General features: G+C 66.6%; 18 protein-coding genes. 13 read left to right on the top strand and 5 right to left on the bottom strand.

Features of this window, described 5'->3' with window-relative positions:
- Window positions 1-17: 17 nt before the first annotated feature.
- Both hutH and SLQ30_RS07375 read right to left on the bottom strand, forming a co-directional pair.
- On the bottom strand, window positions 18-1,553 hold the full coding sequence (gene hutH / locus SLQ30_RS07380; protein ID WP_319445617.1) for a histidine ammonia-lyase: 1,536 nt from the start codon (window positions 1,551-1,553) through the stop codon (window positions 18-20).
- Between the two features lie 65 nt (window positions 1,554-1,618).
- Window positions 1,619-2,419: an IclR family transcriptional regulator gene (locus SLQ30_RS07375; protein ID WP_319445616.1), complete on the bottom strand. Its 801-nt coding sequence runs from the start codon at window positions 2,417-2,419 to the stop codon at window positions 1,619-1,621.
- Between the two features lie 86 nt (window positions 2,420-2,505).
- On the opposite strand from SLQ30_RS07375, the gene hutU reads away from it, so the two are divergent.
- From hutU to hutI, 4 genes are read left to right on the top strand one after another with little or no spacing between them, the layout of a single operon-like run.
- On the top strand, window positions 2,506-4,173 hold the full coding sequence (gene hutU / locus SLQ30_RS07370; protein WP_319445615.1) for a urocanate hydratase: 1,668 nt from the start codon (window positions 2,506-2,508) through the stop codon (window positions 4,171-4,173).
- Window positions 4,170-5,402, top strand: coding sequence for an allantoate amidohydrolase (locus SLQ30_RS07365; RefSeq protein ID WP_319445614.1), 1,233 nt, complete (start codon window positions 4,170-4,172; stop codon window positions 5,400-5,402). The genes hutU and SLQ30_RS07365 overlap by 4 nt, the downstream gene beginning before the upstream one ends.
- The gene (locus SLQ30_RS07360) at window positions 5,399-6,739 is read left to right on the top strand and encodes a formimidoylglutamate deiminase (protein WP_319445613.1); all 1,341 of its coding nucleotides are present in this window, start codon (window positions 5,399-5,401) and stop codon (window positions 6,737-6,739) included. The genes SLQ30_RS07365 and SLQ30_RS07360 overlap by 4 nt, the downstream gene beginning before the upstream one ends.
- Window positions 6,736-7,932: an imidazolonepropionase gene (gene hutI, locus SLQ30_RS07355; protein ID WP_319445612.1), complete on the top strand. Its 1,197-nt coding sequence runs from the start codon at window positions 6,736-6,738 to the stop codon at window positions 7,930-7,932. The genes SLQ30_RS07360 and hutI overlap by 4 nt, the downstream gene beginning before the upstream one ends.
- On the opposite strand, the gene SLQ30_RS07350 is transcribed toward hutI, so the two are convergent.
- Window positions 7,929-8,894 carry a YafY family protein gene (locus SLQ30_RS07350; RefSeq protein WP_319445611.1) on the bottom strand — a complete coding sequence of 322 codons (966 nt, stop codon included), beginning with the start codon at window positions 8,892-8,894 and terminating at the stop codon, window positions 7,929-7,931. The two genes, hutI and SLQ30_RS07350, sit on opposite strands and share 4 nt — an antisense overlap.
- Before the next feature lie 61 nt (window positions 8,895-8,955).
- Between SLQ30_RS07350 and SLQ30_RS07345 the strand changes: the two genes are divergently transcribed.
- From SLQ30_RS07345 to SLQ30_RS07335, 3 genes are all read left to right on the top strand, one after another.
- Window positions 8,956-9,501 carry a DinB family protein gene (locus SLQ30_RS07345; RefSeq protein WP_319445610.1) on the top strand — a complete coding sequence of 182 codons (546 nt, stop codon included), beginning with the start codon at window positions 8,956-8,958 and terminating at the stop codon, window positions 9,499-9,501.
- A gap of 2 nt (window positions 9,502-9,503) precedes the next feature.
- Window positions 9,504-10,109 (top strand): DinB family protein, encoded by a 606-nt coding sequence (locus tag SLQ30_RS07340; RefSeq protein WP_319445609.1) that lies wholly within the window; start codon window positions 9,504-9,506, stop codon window positions 10,107-10,109.
- 129 nt (window positions 10,110-10,238) lie between these two features.
- Complete coding sequence (locus SLQ30_RS07335) at window positions 10,239-11,150, top strand: alpha/beta fold hydrolase (RefSeq protein ID WP_319450762.1); 912 nt, start codon at window positions 10,239-10,241, stop codon at window positions 11,148-11,150.
- Between the two features lie 4 nt (window positions 11,151-11,154).
- On the opposite strand, the gene SLQ30_RS07330 is transcribed toward SLQ30_RS07335, so the two are convergent.
- Window positions 11,155-11,757, bottom strand: coding sequence for a TetR/AcrR family transcriptional regulator (locus SLQ30_RS07330; RefSeq protein ID WP_319450761.1), 603 nt, complete (start codon window positions 11,755-11,757; stop codon window positions 11,155-11,157).
- A 100-nt stretch (window positions 11,758-11,857) separates the two neighbouring features.
- On the opposite strand from SLQ30_RS07330, the gene SLQ30_RS07325 reads away from it, so the two are divergent.
- The 6 genes from SLQ30_RS07325 to SLQ30_RS07300 all read left to right on the top strand — a co-directional run bounded on the left by SLQ30_RS07325 (window position 11,858) and on the right by SLQ30_RS07300 (window position 18,376).
- Window positions 11,858-12,868 (top strand): oxygenase MpaB family protein, encoded by a 1,011-nt coding sequence (locus SLQ30_RS07325; RefSeq protein ID WP_319450770.1) that lies wholly within the window; start codon window positions 11,858-11,860, stop codon window positions 12,866-12,868.
- Between the two features lie 51 nt (window positions 12,869-12,919).
- The gene (locus tag SLQ30_RS07320; protein WP_319450760.1) at window positions 12,920-14,266 is read left to right on the top strand and encodes an AarF/ABC1/UbiB kinase family protein; all 1,347 of its coding nucleotides are present in this window, start codon (window positions 12,920-12,922) and stop codon (window positions 14,264-14,266) included.
- 199 nt (window positions 14,267-14,465) lie between these two features.
- The gene (locus tag SLQ30_RS07315) at window positions 14,466-15,368 is read left to right on the top strand and encodes an alpha/beta hydrolase (protein WP_319450759.1); all 903 of its coding nucleotides are present in this window, start codon (window positions 14,466-14,468) and stop codon (window positions 15,366-15,368) included.
- Window positions 15,369-15,485: 117 nt separating this feature from the next.
- Window positions 15,486-16,364: a cyclopropane mycolic acid synthase family methyltransferase gene (locus tag SLQ30_RS07310; RefSeq protein WP_319450758.1), complete on the top strand. Its 879-nt coding sequence runs from the start codon at window positions 15,486-15,488 to the stop codon at window positions 16,362-16,364.
- A gap of 102 nt (window positions 16,365-16,466) precedes the next feature.
- Window positions 16,467-17,330, top strand: coding sequence for a cyclopropane mycolic acid synthase family methyltransferase (locus SLQ30_RS07305; protein ID WP_319450757.1), 864 nt, complete (start codon window positions 16,467-16,469; stop codon window positions 17,328-17,330).
- Between the two features lie 149 nt (window positions 17,331-17,479).
- On the top strand, window positions 17,480-18,376 hold the full coding sequence (locus SLQ30_RS07300; protein ID WP_319450756.1) for a cyclopropane mycolic acid synthase family methyltransferase: 897 nt from the start codon (window positions 17,480-17,482) through the stop codon (window positions 18,374-18,376).
- Window positions 18,377-18,439: 63 nt separating this feature from the next.
- Here the strand turns inward: SLQ30_RS07300 and SLQ30_RS07295 are convergent, their stop codons facing one another.
- Window positions 18,440-19,927, bottom strand: coding sequence for a PE-PPE domain-containing protein (locus tag SLQ30_RS07295; RefSeq protein WP_319450755.1), 1,488 nt, complete (start codon window positions 19,925-19,927; stop codon window positions 18,440-18,442).
- Window positions 19,928-19,990 lie beyond the last annotated feature (63 nt).

The following is a 19,990-nucleotide window of genomic DNA, read 5'->3' as shown; positions in this document are numbered from 1 at the left end:
CGAACGTGGGTTGGGGACTACTGCAGCGGGCCGACTACCCCTTCGGCGGCGGCCACGACCGCACCGGACTGGACGAGGTCGACCGCGGCTGCGATTTCCGGCGCCAGGTACCTATCGGGTCCTGGGCCCGCGACGTGCTCGCGCAACACGGCGATGACAGCGCCCGTCGCGGGCGATGGAGTCAGCGGGCTGCGCATGTCGATGCCGCGGGCGGCGGTGAGTACCTCGATGGCCAGCACCCGAGAAAGCCCGTCGATCGCGCGTCGCAGCTTGCGAGCCGCCGACCACCCCATCGAGACGTGGTCCTCCTGCATCGCCGACGACGGAATCGAGTCCGCGCTCGCGGGCGCCGCCAAACGCTTGAGCTCCGAGACGATGCCTGCCTGGGTGTACTGAGCGATCATGTGGCCACTGTCGACGCCTGGATCGTGGGCGAGGAACGCGTTGAGCCCATGGTTGCGGGCGACGTCCAGGAACCGGTCGGTGCGGCGCTCGCTGATTCCTGCGAGATCAGCGACGACGATGGCAAGGAAGTCGAGCACGTAGGCCACTGGAGCGCCGTGGAAGTTGCCGTTGGACTCGACGCGCCCGTCCGGGGTGACGACGGGATTGTCGATGACACTGGCTAATTCACGCTCGGCGACCACCCGGGCGTGCGCGGCGGTGTCGCGCGCCGCGCCTGCCACCTGCGGCGAGCAGCGCAACGAATAGGCATCCTGCACAAAGGTACAGTCCGGGGTTTGGTGGCTGGCCACGATCGCCGAATCGGCAAGCAGCGCACGGATGTTTGCCGCCGACGAAGCCTGACCGGGATGCGGACGCAGGCGCTGCAGGTCGTCGGCGAAGACCCGGACGGTGCCCAGCTGGCCCTCGACGCTCATCGCCGCGGCGATGTCGGCGACCCGGAACAGGTTCTCCAGATCGGTGAGCGCAAGCACCAGTTGGCCGAGCATGCCGTCGGTGCCGTTGATGAGGGCCAGGCCCTCCTTCTCCGCGAACGTGACCGGTTGCAGGTCGTTTGCGCGCAGTGCGTCGGCGGTGTCCTGCAGCTCGCCGTCGCGGGCGCGCACCTGCCCCTCGCCCATGACCGCAAGCGCGACGTGCGCCAGCGGCGCGAGATCGCCCGAACAGCCGAGGCTTCCGTACTCGTGGACCACCGGCGTCAACCCCGCCGAAAGCAGGTCGGCATAGGCCTGGGCGGTTTCGCGGCGCACTCCGGTGCGTCCGCTGGTCAGCGTCGACAGTCGCAGCAGCATCATCGCCCGCACGACCTCGCGCTCAACTTCATCCCCGGAGCCAGCAGCGTGTGAGCGAATAAGGCTGCGCTGCAATGCCGTTCGCATATCGGCCGGAATGTGACGGGTGGCCAGCGCGCCGAAGCCGGTGGATACCCCGTAGACCGGAGTCGGGTCGGCAGCGAGCGCTTCGATGTGGCGGCGGCTTTCCTCGATCGCCTTCACGGCGTCGTCGGCAAGCGCGACCGGAGCGTCACCGCGGGCGACCGCGACGACGTCGTCGAAGCTGACGGGACCAATGCCGACGGTGACTGTCATCCCGCAAACCTAGGACCTGGGCCGTACCCTTCGGGCCGGTCCCGCTGAAGATAGTGTCTCGGATCTCAGACAGCGCCGGCTTCGAACCAGCCCTCCGGGCCGTGCCCCGACAACGCCCAGGTCAGCTGTTGCGCGGCCGCGCGCACCGCCCGCACCAGCTCCGCGTGCGAGGCGTGCGCGTGGTCTTCGCGCCACGTCACGCTGATGGCCGCGCACGGTCTGCCCAAGTGGTCGAACGCGCAGGCCGCCACCGACTGAAGGCCCGCGGTGACCAGGCCGACCTCCTCGGACCAACGCTGGTGCCGCTCTGCGGCGAGCACGCGCCGCAACTCGGGCAGCGTGGCGGGTCCCTGCCCGGTGCGGTCGACGAATCCGCGAGCCGACGGAAACAGCGCGCGCACCTGGGCGGCGGGTAGATGGGCCAAGATCGAGCGACCATTGGCGGTCAGTTGCGACGGCAGCCGCACCCCGACGTCGGTGACCAGCGTGACCGGGATCCGCGACACGGCGGGCTGCTCCTTGAGCAGGTAGAGGCTTTCGGCGCCATGCAGGACACCCAGGTGCGCAGTCTCGCCGACCTGCGCAACCAGGCGCCTCAACACCGGCCGGGCCAGCATCTCCAACGGCTCGTGTCGTAGGTACGCCGAGCCGACCTCGAAGGCCGCCATTCCGAGGCCATAGGTGCGTTGATCGGGAAAATGCACGACGAACCCGCGCGCGATCAGCACGTCGAGCAGGTGATAGGTCGACGAGCGCGGAATCTTGAGGTCGCGCGCCACCGCCGCGCCAGATACCGGGCCGGGCTTGCCTGCGAGGTACAGCAGCACGTCGAGGGCCCGACCGACGGCAGGCGAGGTGCTCGACACGCGTGCCCCCTTCAAAGTCTCGGATACGAGACACTAGCCGCTGAAACGGTCTGGAGCAATCGCCTGCCGTCGGGTGTGCTTAGTCCATGGGAACCACGTCTACGGCCCGCACCGTACGCGCACCGCGCGGAAGCGAAATCAGTTGCAAGGGCTGGCAACAGGAAGCCGTTCTGCGGATGCTGATGAACAACCTCGATCCCGAGGTTGCCGAGCATCCCGAGGACCTCGTGGTCTACGGCGGCACCGGCCGCGCGGCCCGCAGCTGGGCGGCCTTCGACGCGATCGTCGCCACGCTGCGCGCGCTCGAGGACGACGAGACCATGCTGGTGCAGTCCGGCAAGCCGGTCGGCGTGTTCCGCACCCACGAGTGGTCGCCGCGGGTACTGATCGCTAACTCGAATCTCGTTGGGGACTGGGCGAACTGGGAACAGTTCCGCAAACTCGAGGCCGCGGGCCTGACGATGTACGGCCAGATGACGGCGGGCTCGTGGATCTACATCGGTACCCAGGGCATCTTGCAGGGCACCTTCGAGACGTTCGGGGCGGTGGCCCGGAAGAAGTTCAACGGATCACTGGCGGGCACCATCACGTTGACCGCGGGCCTCGGTGGCATGGGTGGAGCTCAGCCGCTGGCGGTGACGATGAACGACGGCGTCGCGATCTGCGTCGACTGCGACCCCAGCCGCATCGAGCGCCGTATCGAGCACGGCTACCTCGACACCAGCGCGGATTCGATCGACGACGCCTTGGCGCTGGCCGTCGAGGCCCGGGATGCCAAGCGACCGTTGTCGATCGGGCTGCTCGGCAATGCCGCCGAGGTGTTCACCGAGCTGCTGGACCGCGGCGCCCCCATCGACATTGTCACCGACCAGACCTCGGCGCACGACCCGTTGTCGTACCTGCCCGTCGGCATCGAGTTCGAGGACATGAAGAAGATGGCCGACAAGGATCCGGCGTACTTCACCGAGCAGGCGCAGGCGTCCATGGCCAAGCACGTGGCGGCGATGGTCGGCTTCCAAGACAAGGGCGCCGAGGTGTTCGACTACGGAAACTCGATCCGCGACGAGGCCCGGAAGGCGGGCTACGACCGGGCCTTCGACTTCCCCGGCTTCGTGCCCGCCTACATTCGCCCGCAGTTCGAGGAGGGCCTCGGTCCGTTCCGCTGGGCCGCGCTGTCGGGCGATCCGAAGGACATCGAGGCCACCGACCGCGCCGTGCTGGAACTCTTCCCGGACAACGATCACCTGCGCCGGTGGATCACCATGGCGCAGGAGAAGGTCAGCTATCAGGGCCTACCCGCCCGGATCTGCTGGCTCGGATACGGCGAACGGCACCGCGCCGGAATACGATTCAACGAAATGGTGGCTTCCGGTGAGCTCAGCGCCCCGATCGTGATCGGCCGCGACCACCTGGACTCCGGCTCGGTGGCGTCCCCGTACCGCGAGACCGAGGCCATGTTGGACGGGTCGGACGCGATCGCCGACTGGCCGCTGCTCAACGCGCTGGTGAACACCGCCTCGGGCGCCTCATGGGTGTCGATTCATCACGGGGGCGGCGTCGGCATGGGCCGCTCCATCCACGCCGGCCAGGTGTGTGTCGCCGACGGGTCGGCGTTGGCCGCGCAGAAGCTGGAGCGAGTGTTGACCAACGATCCCGGCATGGGTGTCATCCGCCACGTCGACGCAGGCTACGAGTACGCCACCAAGGTCGCCGCCGAACGCGGTGTGCGGATTCCCATGCAGGACAACGGATGACGTTCAGTTCGTTTGATGGCCTATGGACACAGATTCTCGACGTCGGCCGTGACGCCGCAAGCGGCGGCTACCGCCGGTTCGCTTGGACCACCGCCGATTTGACGTTGCGCGAGTGGTTCACCGGCGAGGCGCAGCGACGTGGAATGACGGTCGAGGAGGACCGCAACGGCAACGTGTGGGCATGGTGGATGCCGCCCGGCTGGATCGGCGATCCGGTAGGCGCGTTCGTCACCGGCTCGCACCTGGACTCGGTGCCCGGCGGCGGCGCGTTCGACGGACCGCTGGGCGTCGTGTCGGCCTTCGCGGCCATCGACCTGCTCGTCGCGCGTGGGGTGGCCCCACAGATTCCGGTCGCCGTCGTGGCGTTCTCCGACGAGGAAGGCGGCCGGTTCGGCGTGGCCTGCGTCGGTTCGCAACTGTCCACGGGCGCCGTCACCGCCGAGCGCGCACTGAACCTGCGCGACGCCGACGGCACCACGCTGGCCGATGCTTTGAGCGCCTCCGGTCGCAATCCCGCCCATGTCGGCCCCGACCCCGAGCTGGTCAAGCGCGTCGGGGTCTACGTTGAACTGCACGTCGAGCAGGGCCGCGCGCTGGATCTGGTGGACAAACCCATTGCCGTAGCGTCAGCGATATGGCCGCACGGTCGTTGGCAATTCACGTTCTGCGGCGTGGGAAATCACGCGGGTACCACGCGCCTGATCGACCGCCGCGATCCGATGCTGGCGTTCGCGTCGACGGTGCACGCCGCCCGTGCTCAAGCCACCACGCATCATGCGGTGGCCACGTTCGGCAAGCTGTCCGTCACGCCCAACGGCGCCAACGCCATCCCGTCGCAGCTGAACGCCTGGCTCGATGCGCGGGCGGCCGACGAGGAGACGCTGGCGGCCATGGTCGAGGCTATCGCCGCCGATGCGACCGGATTCGCCGGGAATGACGGCATTTTGCTCGAGGTCGACGTCGAATCCGTCAGCCCGGCCGTCGTCTTCCCCGAAGAACCGCGGGCCCGGATCGTGCGCGCGCTCTCGGCGTTGGGTGACGTGCCGGTGCTACCGACTCAGGCAGGGCACGATGCGGGTGTGCTGTCCGCGAAGGTGCCAACCGCAATGCTGTTCGTGCGCAACCCGACTGGCGTCTCGCACTCTCCCGACGAGTACGCCGAGATCGCCGACTGCCGACGTGGTGCCGAAGCGCTGGCCGACGTGATGGCGGACTGGGTGGCGGGGTGAGCCAGTCCTGGTGGTGTGAACACGCCTGGGTGGGCGATCGCGTCGCCGACGGTGTGCGCGTCACCGCGACCGACGGAGTGATAGACACCGTCGAGCCCGATCACGCGCCGACCGGACAACGCCTGCGCGGCTTGGTGATTCCCGGCCTGGCCAATGCACACTCGCATGCGTTCCACCGTGCACTTCGGTCGCATACTCAACGCGGCGGCGGCTCATTCTGGACGTGGCGGGAGTCGATGTACCGCATCGCCGCCCGGCTGACGCCGCAGAACTACCTCGAGCTGGCCCGCGCGGTGTACGCCGAAATGGCGTTGGCCGGCATCACCGCAGTCGGCGAATTCCACTACGTGCACCACGGTCCCGGCGGAGTGCCGTACGCCGACCCCAACGACATGGGTCAGGCGCTGGTAAGCGCTGCATCGGACGCGGGCATCCGGCTCACGCTGCTCGACACCTGCTACCTGACGGCGGGCCCGGATGGCACACCGTTGGAAGGTCCGCAGCTGCGTTTCAGCGACGGCGACGCCGACCGGTGGGCGCAACGGGCCGATGCCCTGCGCGCGGATACCAAACAAGACGACCACGTACTCGTAGGCGCCGCAGTGCATTCCGTGCGCGCCGTGCCAGCGGATCAGCTGAACCGGGTGGCCGCGTGGGCGGACGCATACGACGCCCCATTGCACGTCCACTCCAGCGAGCAGGTCGCCGAAGTCGAACAGTGCCTGGCCGTGCACGGCTGCACGCCGACCGCGCTGCTGCGCGAGCATGGCGTGCTCGGGCCGCGCACCACCGCCGTCCACGCGACGCATCTGACCGAGCAGGACATCGCCGACCTACACGCGAGTGCGACCGGCGTCTGCTTCTGTCCGACCACCGAACGCGACCTCGGCGACGGGATCGGTCCGGCCCCCGCACTACTCGCCGGACCGGGGCCGTTCAGCCTTGGCAGCGACAGCCACGCGATGATCGACATACTCGAGGAGGCCAGGGCCGTCGAACTCGACGAGCGGCTCGCGAGCCAGCAGCGCGGCGCCATCCCCGCTTCCCGACTGCTGGACGCCGCCACTCGTGACGGGCAGCAGGCGCTCGGCTGGACCAACGCTGGTCGGCTCGAGCCCGGCGCCCGGGCCGATCTGGTCGCCGTCGACCTCGGCTCCGTGCGCACCGCGGGCGGCGGGCCAACGCCGGAGAACGTGGTGTTCGCCGCCTCGGCAGCCGACGTCACCGACGTCGTGGTCGACGGACGGACCATCGTCACCGACCGACAGCATCACCGCGGGCCCGTTGGGCGCACACTGGCGGACACCATCGGCGCGCTGTGGGAGGCCCGGCGATGAGCGCTCGCGCGAAGAGCAGCACACCCACGACCGTGCTCTATGACGACATCGGTGAACTCGTCACCAATGACCCAACGGTTGGCGACGGGACGGCGCTCGGCGTAATCACCGAGGCGGCTCTGCTGGTCGACGGCGACCACGTCGCGTGGCTAGGGCCGAAAACTGAAGCGCCGGAAGCGGATCAACGCGTCGACTGCGCGGGGGCCAGCGTGCTCCCCGGGTTCGTGGACAGCCATGCCCACCTCGTGTTCGCCGGCGATCGGGCCGCGGAGTTCGCCGCCCGCATGAGCGGAACGCCCTATGACGGCGGCGGCATCGCCACCACGGTCGCCGCCACCCGCGGCGCCTCCGACGACCTGCTGTCGGCCAACGTAGCCCGGCTCGCCGCCGAACTGCACCGCGGCGGTGTCACCACCTTCGAGACCAAGAGCGGCTACGGGCTGACGACCTTCGACGAACAGCGCAGCCTTGAAGTCGGTGGCAGGTTCACACCCGAGACGACGTTCCTTGGCGCGCACGTGGTTCCGCCGGACTACCGCCACGATCGCGACTCTTACGTCCGGTTGGTCGCGGGCGACATGCTGGCCGCGTGCAAGGACCACGCCCGCTGGATTGACGTGTTCTGCGACCGAGGAGCCTTCGACGTCGACGAGGCGCGGTTCATCCTGCAGGCCGGACGCGACGTGGGACTCATCCCACGGTTGCACGCCGGGCAACTCGGTCCGAGTGGGGGAATCCGGCTAGGTGTCGAGCTCGGAGCGGCTTCAGTGGACCACTGCACATACGCCACCGACGCCGACGTCGCGGCTTTGGCCGGCAGCGAGACCGTCGCCACCCTGCTACCTGGTGCTGAATTCTCCACGCGCGCAGCGTGGCCCGACGCACGGCGGTTCCTCGACGCGGGGGTAACCGTGGCGCTGGCCACCGACTGCAACCCCGGGAGTTCGTACACGACCAGCATGGCATTCTGCATCGCGGCGGCCGTGCGCGACATGGGCTTCACGCCCGCCGAGGCGGTCTGGTCGGCAACTGCGGGCGGTGCGAAGGCGCTGCGGCGCGACGACGTCGGGGTGCTCGCCGTCGGCCGCCGCGCCGATTTCATCCGGCTCGACGCCCCGTCCTACATCCACCTGGCCTACCGACCGGGGGTGCCGATCGTCGCCGACGTGGTGCGCGCGGGCGCCAGCGGCTAGGACCCCGCCCCCGCCGAGGCGCGGGCTAGCCGGGCGGACACCACACGCACGGCCTCGACGACCTCCGCAGGCTCGAGCACTTCGAACTCACAGCCCGGCATCGCCAGCCAGGGCACCATGCGCTCCGGGTCGTCGGCGCCGGTGGTCATGATGCACGCATCTGGGCCGTCCGGCTGGAGCTCGACGGACGAGGACGAGAATACTTGCGCCACAACACTTAACGGGGCGCGATACCTCACCCTGGCGACATAGCGGTACGGCGAAGTGGTGATCGCACGCTGGACATAGCTGGCCGCGTCGGGAGCCTCCCGCGGGACGAACGTGCTCCCGAGCGCGCGGACGTCGGCCATCCGGTCCAGTCGCAGGCTGCGCCAATCCAGCTTGTCGCGGTCGTAGGCGAGCAGGTACCAGCGTCTGCCGGTCGTCACCAGTTGGTACGGCTCGAGCCTGCGCTGGGTCTCGTTGCCGCGGATGTCCACGTAGCCGGCGTTGACGTGCTCGTGGTCGCGGCACGCGCGGGCAAGCGTCATCAACACATCGGGTTCCACCGGTGTATCGGACTGGCCGGAGCTCAGCGTGACCGTCGCGTCGTGCACCGCGGAGACCTGCGCACGCAGCCGCGCAGGCATGACCTGATCGAGTTTGGACAGTGCGCGCAGGGCCGACTCGCCAACGCCCGCGACGCTGCCCCCGGCCGCGACTCTCAGACACACGGCCATCGCCACGGCCTCTTCCGGGTCGAGCAGCAGCGGGGGTAGCGCCGCCCCCGCGCCCAACTGGTAGCCACCGCCGTGTCCCTTGCTGGCATGCACGGGATAGCCGAGGTCGCGCAATCGGTCGACGTCGCGGCGCACGCTGCGGCCCGTCACCCCAAGCCGTTCGGCGAGTTCCTCACCCGTCCACACCCGGCGCGACTGCAGAAGCCCGAGCAGTTGCAGCACGCGACTGGTCGTTTCGGACATGAACACATTCTGACGCACTCTTAGGACAGAACCTGTCCTAAGTGGATGCGAGGCTGTGTTCATGAGCAACCAACTAGCCCCTCAGCTGGCCGAGCAGCTCGACTTCCAATGGCGCACGGCCCTGCGCCCGCGACTCGACGGTCTCACCGACGACGAATACTTCTGGGCACCCGTGCCGGACTGCTGGACGGTGCATGCCGACGGCCAAATCGACTTCACGTATCCGCCGCCGGAACCCGCTCCCTTCACCACCATCGCGTGGCGCCTGGCGCACGTCATTGTCGGCGTGCTGGCGATTCGCGCTCATTCGCACTTCGGTGGCCCGCCTGCCGACTACCAGTCCTGGCCGTACGCCACCAACGCCGACACCGCGCTCAAACAACTCGACGAGACCTACCGCTGCTGGCACGAAGGCGTACTCGGACTCGATGACGGTGCCCTGGCCGCCCCCTGCGGACCGGCCGAGGGGCCGTACGCGATGGAGTCGATGGCGACGCTCGTCCTCCACATCAACCGCGAAGTGATCCATCACGGAGCCGAAATCGCTTTACTCCGAGACCTTTACCTCCACACCAACAAGCACCACACCAACAAGAAGGAGAACTGAACATGGCCGCCATGCCACCACCCATCGCCGACGAGCGCGCGGGCCTCAAGGAGTACGTCGCGGCGCAGCAGTACGCGTTCCACGCCGCGGCGTTCGGACTGACCGACGAGCAGGCGCGCTCGACGCCGTCGGTGAGCGCCATGTCGATCGGCGGGGTGATCAAGCACGTCACCCACTGCCAGCACGGCTGGATGCAACGGGTGGCCGCCGCGCCCGAACTCTGCGACATGGACAAGCGACCGATGGAGGACCAGCAATCGGACTACGAAGACGAGTTCGTCATGCGTGAGGACGAGACGCTGGCGGAACTGCTGGCCAAGTTCGACGAACAGAATGCCGAGACCATTCGCCTGATCGAGACGACCGATTTGGGCGCTGCGGTGCCGATTCCGCAGCAGGTGCCCTGGTTCCCCAAGGACGTACCCGCGTGGTCGGTGCGCTGGGTCATCTTCCACCTCATCGAGGAGTTGGCTCGTCACGCCGGTCAAGCCGACGTCATCCGCGAAACCATCGACGGCGCAACCATGTACGAGCTGCTGGCCGGCCTCGAGGACTGGGAGCCCACGCCGTGGATCACGCCGTGGGGCAAGCAGCCCGTCACGACCTGAGCGTTTTGTGGGGGGGGGGGGGGGGGGGGGGCGCGCGGGGGCCCCCCCCCCCCGGGGGCGTGCGGGTGGGGGGGCGGGGGCCCCCCGCCCCCCCCCCCCACTCCACAAAACGCAGGGTAGAAAGGGCGGGTGGACATTCGCCGCGGAACCGCGCCGTGCGGACCCGTCGAGCTCCATTACGAGGAGCTCGGCAACCCGGCTGATCCCGCCGTCCTGCTGATCATGGGGGTAGGCGCGCAGCTGCCGATGTGGCCCGACGGCTTCTGCGAGCGGTTGATCGAGCGAGGGCTACGGGTCATCCGATACGACCACCGGGACATCGGCCTGTCCACCAAGTTGCACGGTCAGCGGGCCAGCGGACGGATCGTCCCGCGGGTGATGCGCTACATGGTCGGCCGCACCAGCCCGGTGCCCTACACGCTGGTCGACATGGCCGGTGACGCGAAGGGCCTGCTCGACCATCTAGGCATCGAGCGGGCTCACGTCGTCGGGGCGTCGATGGGCGGCATGATCGCCCAGGTGCTGGCGGGGAGCCACCCCGACCGGGTGGCGTCGCTGGGCCTGCTGATGACGAGTTCGGGCAAGGCGCTGTCGGCGCTGCCGACGTGGCGGGTCATCAAGCTGGCGTTCGACCCGCCCGCCAAGGACGCACCGCAGGTCGACAAGGTGGCCTACGAGGTGCGCAACATTGCGATCATCAACGGCCCCAACTTTCTTCCCACCGACGAGCAGCTCCGCGACCGCGTCGAGACGCTGTCGGCGCGCAGCGACTATCCGCAGGGCGGGTTGCGTCAGTTCGACGCCATCCTGGGGACAGGCAGCCTGGTGAGCTACGCCCGGCGCATCACGGCACCAACCGTGATCGTCCACGGCTCGCACGATCCGATGATGCGAATCCGCAACGGCCGCAGCCTCGCTCGCATCGTCAAAGGGGCGCGGTTCGTGGTGGTCGACGGGATGGGTCACGATCTGCCTCGGCCGGTGTGGCGGCCGGTCGTCGACGCGTTGGTCGAAAACATCGGCAGCGCGGCGCCGTCCTGACGCCTCAGATGTCCGGCAATATCCTGGCCATCGAGTAGTCCACGACCGAATCGAGGTCGGTGCCCAGCCGGCCCGCCAGCCATTGGTGGACGAGTTCGGTCATTGCGCCGGTGTACAGCGCCGCGGCGACCCTCGCGGAGACGGGGTCCGCGTCGGCGTTGAACCGCTCGTCGTCCTCGACCACCATCTGGAAGAGCAGGTCCTCAGCGGCGGACCTGCGCTCGGCGAGCACGGAGTTGGCGTGCGCGTCGGTGAACAACACTCGCCCACGCCGCGGGTCGGCCGCACTGAACCACAGCACCGCCCTGATACCGGCCCACGTCTGAGCCCGCCGGTCCTCGGCCGCCGCCATCATTGCCTCGCCGACGAATTCGCCCAACTGCAACGCCACGTGGTCGTACACCGCGCCGAGTAGCTCGTCGGTGTTGGCGAAGCTCTCGTAGAAGTAGCGGGAGTTGAGCTCGGTCACCCGGCACACCGACCGCACAGTGACGGCACTCTCGCCATCGCGGCCGAACAACGTGAAGGCGGCCTCGACCAGGCGCGCCCGACGCTCTGTGCGCCGGTCGCTGAGCGGTACCCCCGCCCATCTGGTCGGACTCGTCAATTGATCAGCCTAAGAATGCGGTCGAAAATCCTGGTGACGGCACTGCCCGCTGAGTAGAGTGACAACAACCGTTGCCAAAGTTTTCAGGGAGAGCGCCGTGCTGCCGTTGCCACACCAGATCGTCGAGCAAATGCTGCAGGAACGATTCGATCGCAACGTCCGTAGACACTACTTCCGCGGGATGGAATTCGGGGGCCCTGTCGGTGATCCCGGTTGGTTCGGTCCCGGCAGCGCCGTGTGGCACGTGCACTCTCACCTGGAGTCGCTGGTATTCGGGCTGCAGTGCGCGGCCTACCTCGAACGCCTTGATCCGTCGATCTACTGGATGGGCATGCACCATTCGCGGCTGGTCCAGCGCGACAGCCAAGAGGATCAGGCGGCGCTCCGAACACCCCGCATCGACCCCGAGGGCGCCGCGGTCCGGCTGGGCCATTCCATCGCGTTCTTCATCGGCACGGCGTACGGCTCGACCGAGACCGCCGAGCGGCTGGCTCAGACCGTGCGGGCGATGCACCACACCATCAAGGGCGTGCGGCCCGACGGGGCGCGCTACGACGCCGACGATCCGGATTGGCTGCGCTGGAACTATGCGACGGTCGTGTGGGGGCTGGCCACCGCACACGAGATGTATCACCCACAACCGTTGCGCGGCAAGAAGCTTGACCGCTACTACGGCGAGTTCGTCAGGGTGGGACACGCGCTCGGCGGAACCGACCTACCCACGACGAAGGCCGAGACGCTGGACTGTCTGGAGTCCTATTTGCCACGCCTGGCACTCACCCACGGCGCGGCCATGGCCACGGGATCCAACCTTCCGATGCCGCAGGCCGCGGTCGACTGGGCGATCCGCGACACCATGCCGAAGTGGGCCATGCAACTGATCGCGCACCGCTCCCCCAACATCGTCGAGCGCACCGCGCGCCGGGCCGCGGTGTGGACGGTGATCAACGGGCTGCACACGGCGGCGGGTCCGATTCCCGAGTTCGGGCAGGCCAAGGCCCGGGTGGCAGCCGGTGTCGATCCTTCCCTGGCGCCGCACACGTTGCCGACCCACGTGCCGGGTAGCGATCCGACCCGCAGCCGCGCCGAGGTGGAGCACAGCTTCGTGTGACGGGCACACACGAAATTTCCGCCGACCGGCCACTTTTGAGACACTGGGGCGATGACCACGACTAAGCACCGCGAGGTGGCCAAACTGGACCGGGTGCCGTTACCGGTCGAGGCCGCCCGAATCGGGGCGACGGGGTGGCAGCTCACCCGCACCGGAGCACGGGTCGTCACCAACCTGATCGGCCGCGGATCCCTGCAACAGAAGATCGTCAAGCAGATCCCTCAAGCCTTCTCCGACCTGGGTCCGACGTACGTCAAGCTGGGGCAGATCATCGCGTCGAGCCCCGGCGCGTTCGGGGAGCCGCTGAGCCGCGAGTTCCGCAGCCTGCTCGACCGGGTACCGCCCGCCGACACCGCCGAAGTGCACAAGCTGTTCAAGGACGAACTCGGCGACGACCCGGCCAACCTGTTCAAGTCATTCGACGAGCAGCCGTTCGCTTCGGCGTCCATCGCACAGGTCCACTACGCCATCCTGCACTCCGGCGAGGAAGTCGTCGTCAAGATCCAGCGGCCCGGCATCCGGCGCCGCGTCGCGGCCGATCTGCAGATCCTCAAGCGCGGCGCGCAGCTCGCCGAGTTGGTCAAACTGGGTCGCCGACTGTCGGCGCAGGACGTCGTCGCCGACTTCGCGGACAACCTCGCCGAGGAGCTCGACTTCCGGCTCGAGGCGCAGTCGATGGACGCGTGGGTTGCGCACATGCACGCGTCGCCGCTGGGCAAGAACATCCGGGTACCGCAGGTCTACTGGAACCTGACCAGCCAGCGCGTGCTGACGATGGAGCGCATCCAGGGCGTCCGCATCGACGACGTCGCGGCCATCCGCAAAGCCGGATTCGACGGCACCGAGTTGGTAAAGGCCTTGCTGTTCAGTCTGTTCGAGGGTGGACTGCGCCACGGGTTGTTCCACGGCGACCTGCACGCGGGCAACCTCTACGTCGATCCCGACGGCAAGATCGTCTTCTTCGACTTCGGCATCATGGGCCGGATCGATCCCCGCACCAGGTGGCTGCTGCGCGAGTTGGTGTACGCCCTGCTGGTCAAGAAGGACCACGCCGCTGCGGGCAAGATCGTCGTACTGATGGGCGCCGTCGGCACCGTGAAGCCGGAAGGTCAGGCCGCGAAAGACCTTGCCGCCTTTGCCACTCCGCTCACGACGAAGTCGCTGGGCGACCTCGGTTACGCCGAGATCGGCAAGCAACTGTCGGCCCTGGCGGACGCCTACGACGTCACGCTGCCCCGCGAGCTGGTGCTCATCGGCAAGCAGTTCCTCTACGTCGAGCGCTACATGAAGCTGCTGGCACCCACGTGGCAGATGATGAGCGATCCGTCGCTGACGGGTTACTTCGCCAACTTCATGGTCGAGGTCAGCCGCGAGCACTCCGACGACCTGGACGCCTGACCCGCGCCGCAAACGCCGCGGGGGTCACAGCCGCAAACGGATGCCGGGCGTGGGCCAACCGGTGGGCGATGGCCGCTGGTCAGCGTTACTAACTAAACCGCTGGTGTAACGGACTCGAAGAGCGGCAACTCTTAGTGAGAGAATGCAGCAAACCGGGGGGGTATGGATTCACCTTGCCCCCACGACATTGGAGGCTTCGATGGACGTCCGCACTGGCACCGCACGCTCGGGTGACTTGGACATCTACTACGAGGACATGGGTGATCCGAACGACCCGGCCGTGCTGTTGATCATGGGCCTCGGCGCGCAGTTGTTGCTGTGGCGCGAAGGGTTCTGCGAACGCCTCGTGAATCAAGGTTTGCGGGTCATCCGCTACGACAATCGCGATGTCGGACTTTCCAGCAAGGTCGAAGGCCAGCACACAGGCGCCCCTTTGCTGCCTCGCATGGTTCGGTCCTACTTCGGCAAGCCGAGCCAGGCCGTCTACACGTTGGAGAACATGGCCGACGACGCGGCGGCGCTGTTGGACCACCTGCACGTCGAGCGGGCCCACATCGTCGGCGGCTCGATGGGCGGCATGATCGCGCAGATCTTCGCGGCCCGATACCAGGATCGGACCAAGACCCTCGCGGTGATCTTCTCGAGCAACAACAAGGCCCTGCTGCCGCCTCCTGGTCCCCGCCAGTTGCGCGCGGTGACCACCCGGCCCAAGGACACCTCACGGGAGGGCGTGCTCGCAAATGCCGTGCGCGTCAATAAAATAATCGGTAGTCCGGGCTATCGCGCGCCCGACGAACAGATCCTGGCCGACGCCGTCGCAGGCTATGAACGGTCGTACTACCCGGCCGGCGTTGGCCGACACTTCGCGGCCATCATGGGCAGCGGGAGTCTGATTTCTTACGACAAAATGATCATTGCGCCAACGCTGGTCATTCACGGGCGCGCTGACAGGCTGATGCGACCGTCCGGTGGACGCGCAGTCGCGAAGGCGATCCGGCGCTCTCGCCTGGTACTTTTCGACGGAATGGGCCACGATCTGCCCGAGCCACTGTGGGACGAGATCGTCGGAGAGCTCAAAACCACGTTTGCTGAAGTTCCGTGAGCACCTTGGCTCAGGTCCCGACGGGCAGCCCAGCGACGTAGCATCGGCCGGGAATCCATCAGCGCTTTACGGATCATCGGCGATTCATGCCAAGCGCTGAACTCTTGGAGGGCGACCATGGCCAAATCCACACGCAAACCCGTTTTGAAACCACACTTCGCCGATGTACAGGCCCATTACGACCTGTCAGACGACTTCTTCCGATTGTTTCTCGACCCCAGCCAGACCTACAGCTGCGCCTACTTCGAGCGCGACGACATGACCCTCGAAGAGGCCCAGCTCGCCAAGGTCGACCTCGCGCTCGGGAAGTTGGGCCTGCAACCAGGCATGACACTGCTCGACGTCGGCTGCGGGTGGGGCTCCACCATGCTGCGGGCAATAGAGAAGTACGACGTCAACGTCGTCGGCCTCACGCTGAGCGAGAACCAGAAGGCGCACGTCGAGAGCGAGTTCGCCAAGCACGACAGCGTCCGTACCAAGCGCGTGCTGCTCAACGGTTGGGAGGAGTTCGACGAGCCCGTCGACCGGATCGTCTCGATCGGCGCCTTCGAGCACTTCGGCAAGGACCGCTGGGACGACTTCTTCACGATGGCCCACCAAGCCCTTCCCGACGACGGCGTGATGCTGCTGCACACGATCACGGCGCTCACGCTTCCGCAGATGACCGCGGCCGGGCTACCGCTGACGTTCTCGATCGCGCGGTTCGTGAAGTTCATCCTCACCGAGATCTTCCCTGGCGGATATCTGCCGACCACCGAGATGGCGGGCGAATATGCGACCAAGGCTGGCTTCGAGCTGACCAGGACGCAATCCTTACAGAAGCATTACGCCAGGACGCTCGATACGTGGTCGGCTGCGCTGGAAGCGCACAGGGACGAAGCCATTGCGGTGCAGTCCGAAGAGGTTTACGACCGCTACATGCACTACCTGACCGGTTGCGCCAAGGGTTTTCACGACGGCTATATCGACGTCTGCCAGTTCACGCTGGCGAAGTAAGCCCAGCTACCGCGGGTAACATTCAACCGGCGCTGCGGCGTCGACATCGAATTCCTCTAGACCTTGGGAAGCCGACGAACCATTCGGAAGGCGGACCATTTCATGGGCGAACTCACTCCTCACTTCGAGGACGTGCAGTCGCATTACGACCTGTCAGATGACTTCTACAGGTTGTTCCTCGATCCCACCCACACGTACAGCTGTGCGTATTTCGAGCGCGACGACATGACCCTCGAAGCGGCGCAGGTCGCCAAGATGGACCTCTCGCTCGGCAAGCTCGGCCTCGAGCCCGGCATGACGCTGCTCGACATCGGCTGCGGGTGGGGTTCGACGCTGATGCGTGCCGTCGAACGCTACGACGTCAACGTCATCGGTCTGACGCTCAGCGAGAACCAGTGCGCGCACGTCGAAAAGGTGTTCGCCGACTCCACCAACCCGCGCTCCAAGCGAGTGCTGCTGAAGGGCTGGGAGCAGTTCGACGAGCCCGTCGACCGGATCGTGTCGATCGGCGCCTTCGAGCACTTCGGCTTCGACCGCTACCCCGACTTCTTCAAGATGGCCTACCGGGTGCTGCCCGACGACGGCGTCATGATGCTGCACACCATCTGCGGGGTGTCGATGGAGTACGCCAGGGCCAACGGCGTGCCGCTCACGATGGAGCTCGCCCGGTTCATCAAGTTCCTCATGACCGAGATCTTTCCTGGCGGCCAGCTGTGCAAGACGGAGATGGTCGGCGAGCTCGCGGCCGACGCCGGCTTCACGCTCGCCAGAACTCAGTCGCTGCAACCCCACTACGCCCGCACGCTGGACATTTGGGCCGAGGCGCTGAGCGCTCACCGGGACGAGGCCATCGCGCTGCAGTCCGAAGAGGTCTACGACCGGTACCTGCACTACCTGACGGGGTGCGCCCGGCTGTTCCACCTGGGCCAGGCCGACGTAAACCAGTTCACGCTGACGAAGGCGTAATTATGGCCGAACACTGACGAAACGCTAGGGTGTACGGCTAGTTGCCTACGCTTCGAGCCCACGCCGCGTAGCGTGCGGTCACAGCAGCACCCCCATAACGTGATCGGCTGCCCGCAGCTGTCCGCGAAGAAAGGCCCACCAGGGAAAAGATGTCCGATAACTCCACCGGCACCAAAGACATGACTCCTCATTTCGAGGACATTCAGGCGCACTACGACCTGTCGGATGACTTCTTCGGCGTGTTCCAGGACCCGACGCGCAAGTACAGCTGCGCCTTCTTCACCGGGCCCGACGCCACGTTGTCGGAGGCGCAGATAGCCAACGTCGACCAGCACCTCGACAGGCTGGACCTCAAGCCTGGCATGACCCTGCTCGAAGTCGGCTGCGGCTGGGGCTTGACGCTGCAGCGCGCGATGGAGAAGTACGACGTCAACGTCATCGGCCTCACGCTGAGCAAGAACCAGAAGGCGTACTGCGACCAACTGTTGAGCAAGCTCGACAGCAAGCGCACGTACGACGTCCGGCTCGAGGGCTGGGAACAGTTCCACTCGCCCGTCGACCGGATCGTTTCCATCGAGGCGTTCGAGCATTTCGGTAGGGACCGCTGGGACGACTTCTTCAAGTCGTGCTTCGAGATCACGCCGGACGACGGCCGGATGACGATTCAGAGCAGCGTCGGGTACCACCCCTACGACCTCGCCGATCGCGGCAAGAAGCTGACGTTCGAACTGGCCCGGTTCGTCAAGTTCATGATCACCGAAATCTTCCCCGGAGGGCGCGTTCCGACCACCCAGATGATGATTGATCACGGGGAGAAGGCCGGCTTCACGGTGCCCGAGGCGCTGTCACTGCGCAATCACTACATCAAGACGCTCGGCATCTGGGCCAACCGGCTTGAGAACGCCAAGGACGAAGCCATCGCGGCCACCGACGAGGAGAACTACAACCGGTACATGAAGTACCTCACCGGCTGCCAGTACTACTTCATCGACGAGACCATCGACGTCAGCCTGGTCACCTACCTGAAGCCTGGCGCAGCCGTATAGCCGCGCTCCACACGTAAAACGCCCCGGCACTCATTCGCGAGTGCCGGGGCGTTTTGCGTCCGGCTACGCGGCGTCCTTCGCCTTCGCCTCGGTGGCGTCCTTCCTCTCCTTGGGCGCGGTGGCCTTGGCGACCGCGGCCTTTACCTTGTCGACGGTCGCCTTGACCTCGGACCCCACCTTGTCGGCCGCCTTCTTGATGGCGGTGGCGACCGGCCGCTTCTTGGTGACGTCCTTCAGCTTGGTGACCGTGGTCTTGGCAGGAGTGTCCTTGACCTTGGCGGCGGGGGTGACGTCCGTGGCGGTGTCCTTTTCGACGACGGTCGGCGTCTTCGTCGACACCAGGTTCGTCACGTTCGAGGAGCCCGGGTCGTTGAGCGCGGTGTCAGCCGGCGGCGTCGTGGGCGGCTTCGTAACGTCGACGCCGTTGACGACGTTGGTAACGCCCTCGACGACACCTCCAGCGAGGTCCTCTCCTACCTTGAACCAGTTCTGGAACGGATTCGCCGGGAGGATCGACAACGTCCGCGCTATGCCGGGGTTGGTCGTGCGGTCGTAGCCGAGGTTGATCAGCACTTTGGTGACAGGCTGAACCAGCGAGATCACCGGGTCGACGAGCGCGCGGGTGCCGGTGGTGTTCGCGAGGTCGACGAACGGCTGGTAGATCGGCAGCGCGCCCTGCTGCGGGATGAGCACAAAGGTTGCATCGTTGTAGGTGTCCACCTTCGCCGTATTGGCGATCGCGTAGGCCAACGTGTCGTCGTTGTATCCGTATGGCAGCGTGTCGGTTTCACCGTTTTCGTTCGGCGACAGGTAGTAGCCGTGGACGTACTCGAATGCGGCCAGCGCGTTCAGCATCGCCACCGGATTCCCCCAGTACTGAGGCGCGTCCCCGACGGGGTCGTATTCGAACGAATAGTTGGTGCTCTTGATTCCCTCGGTCGGCAACTGAGGGCCGAACGAGATGTCCAGGAAGGGGATCGTCGGCAGGAAGCTGAGCCGCGACCACAGCCCCAACGGGTTGTTGATGTTGCCGATCGTGACGACGGAGATTTTGCTCTTGTCGACGGTCGGGTCCGCAATGAGCTTGTACATCTCCTGCGAGACCACTGCGCCGCCCTGCGAGTATCCGAAGATGACGATCTGCTGATTCGGATCGGCCTGGATTTGGTCGTGCACTTCATCGTCGAGATTGGTCACGCCCGTTCCGACAGACTTGTTCCAGGTATCGCAACTCAAACCCGGGCACCAGCCGGAGAAGATCACCAGCGGAAAGAACGTCGCGGGGTAGGGCACGCCTGTCGTAGCGCAATCGGCCGGGTTCGAATTGGTGCAGAACTGCGGACTCCCAGACACCGGATCGATGTACCGGAGGGCCGCGTTGCCCCGGTACTCGGGGATGTCGAGCACGTTGTGCGTGCCGGTGCCGGGCACGATCAGCGCGACCGCAGCCCCGAACGCGAATGCCGCCGAGAAAGCCGCCCCGATCGTGAGGCCGACTGAACCAATAAGGGCAACAAGGACGAGGAGGAGCGCTTTCGCCGATTTACGCATGGGTAAACGATCACACAGATCGTTGCGTTGGGAAGGGCAAACCGAGCCCCATTTTTGCCAATC

It is taken from the genome of Mycobacterium sp. RTGN4, from assembly GCF_033804635.1.
Taxonomy (GTDB): domain Bacteria; phylum Actinomycetota; class Actinomycetes; order Mycobacteriales; family Mycobacteriaceae; genus Mycobacterium.
Note: the sequence above shows the minus strand (reverse complement) of the source record. Positions and strands in the feature narration are given on the sequence as shown.

Bases quoted from the DNA above. Each gene is read 5' to 3' on its own strand.
- hutI (WP_319445612.1), top strand. From the start codon at position 6,736: ATGAGCGCTCGCGCGAAGAGCAGCACACCCACGACCGTGCTCTATGAC.
- SLQ30_RS07320 (WP_319450760.1), top strand. From the start codon at position 12,920: ATGACCACGACTAAGCACCGCGAGGTGGCCAAACTGGACCGGGTGCCG.
- SLQ30_RS07310 (WP_319450758.1), top strand. From the start codon at position 15,486: ATGGCCAAATCCACACGCAAACCCGTTTTGAAACCACACTTCGCCGAT.
- SLQ30_RS07350 (WP_319445611.1), bottom strand. From the start codon at position 8,894: ATGTCCGAAACGACCAGTCGCGTGCTGCAACTGCTCGGGCTTCTGCAG.
- SLQ30_RS07300 (WP_319450756.1), top strand. From the start codon at position 17,480: ATGTCCGATAACTCCACCGGCACCAAAGACATGACTCCTCATTTCGAG.
- SLQ30_RS07295 (WP_319450755.1), bottom strand. From the start codon at position 19,927: ATGCGTAAATCGGCGAAAGCGCTCCTCCTCGTCCTTGTTGCCCTTATT.
- SLQ30_RS07305 (WP_319450757.1), top strand. From the start codon at position 16,467: ATGGGCGAACTCACTCCTCACTTCGAGGACGTGCAGTCGCATTACGAC.
- SLQ30_RS07340 (WP_319445609.1), top strand. From the start codon at position 9,504: ATGGCCGCCATGCCACCACCCATCGCCGACGAGCGCGCGGGCCTCAAG.
- hutU (WP_319445615.1), top strand. From the start codon at position 2,506: ATGGGAACCACGTCTACGGCCCGCACCGTACGCGCACCGCGCGGAAGC.
- SLQ30_RS07365 (WP_319445614.1), top strand. From the start codon at position 4,170: ATGACGTTCAGTTCGTTTGATGGCCTATGGACACAGATTCTCGACGTC.
- SLQ30_RS07345 (WP_319445610.1), top strand. From the start codon at position 8,956: ATGAGCAACCAACTAGCCCCTCAGCTGGCCGAGCAGCTCGACTTCCAA.
- SLQ30_RS07315 (WP_319450759.1), top strand. From the start codon at position 14,466: ATGGACGTCCGCACTGGCACCGCACGCTCGGGTGACTTGGACATCTAC.
- hutH (WP_319445617.1), bottom strand. From the start codon at position 1,553: ATGACAGTCACCGTCGGCATTGGTCCCGTCAGCTTCGACGACGTCGTC.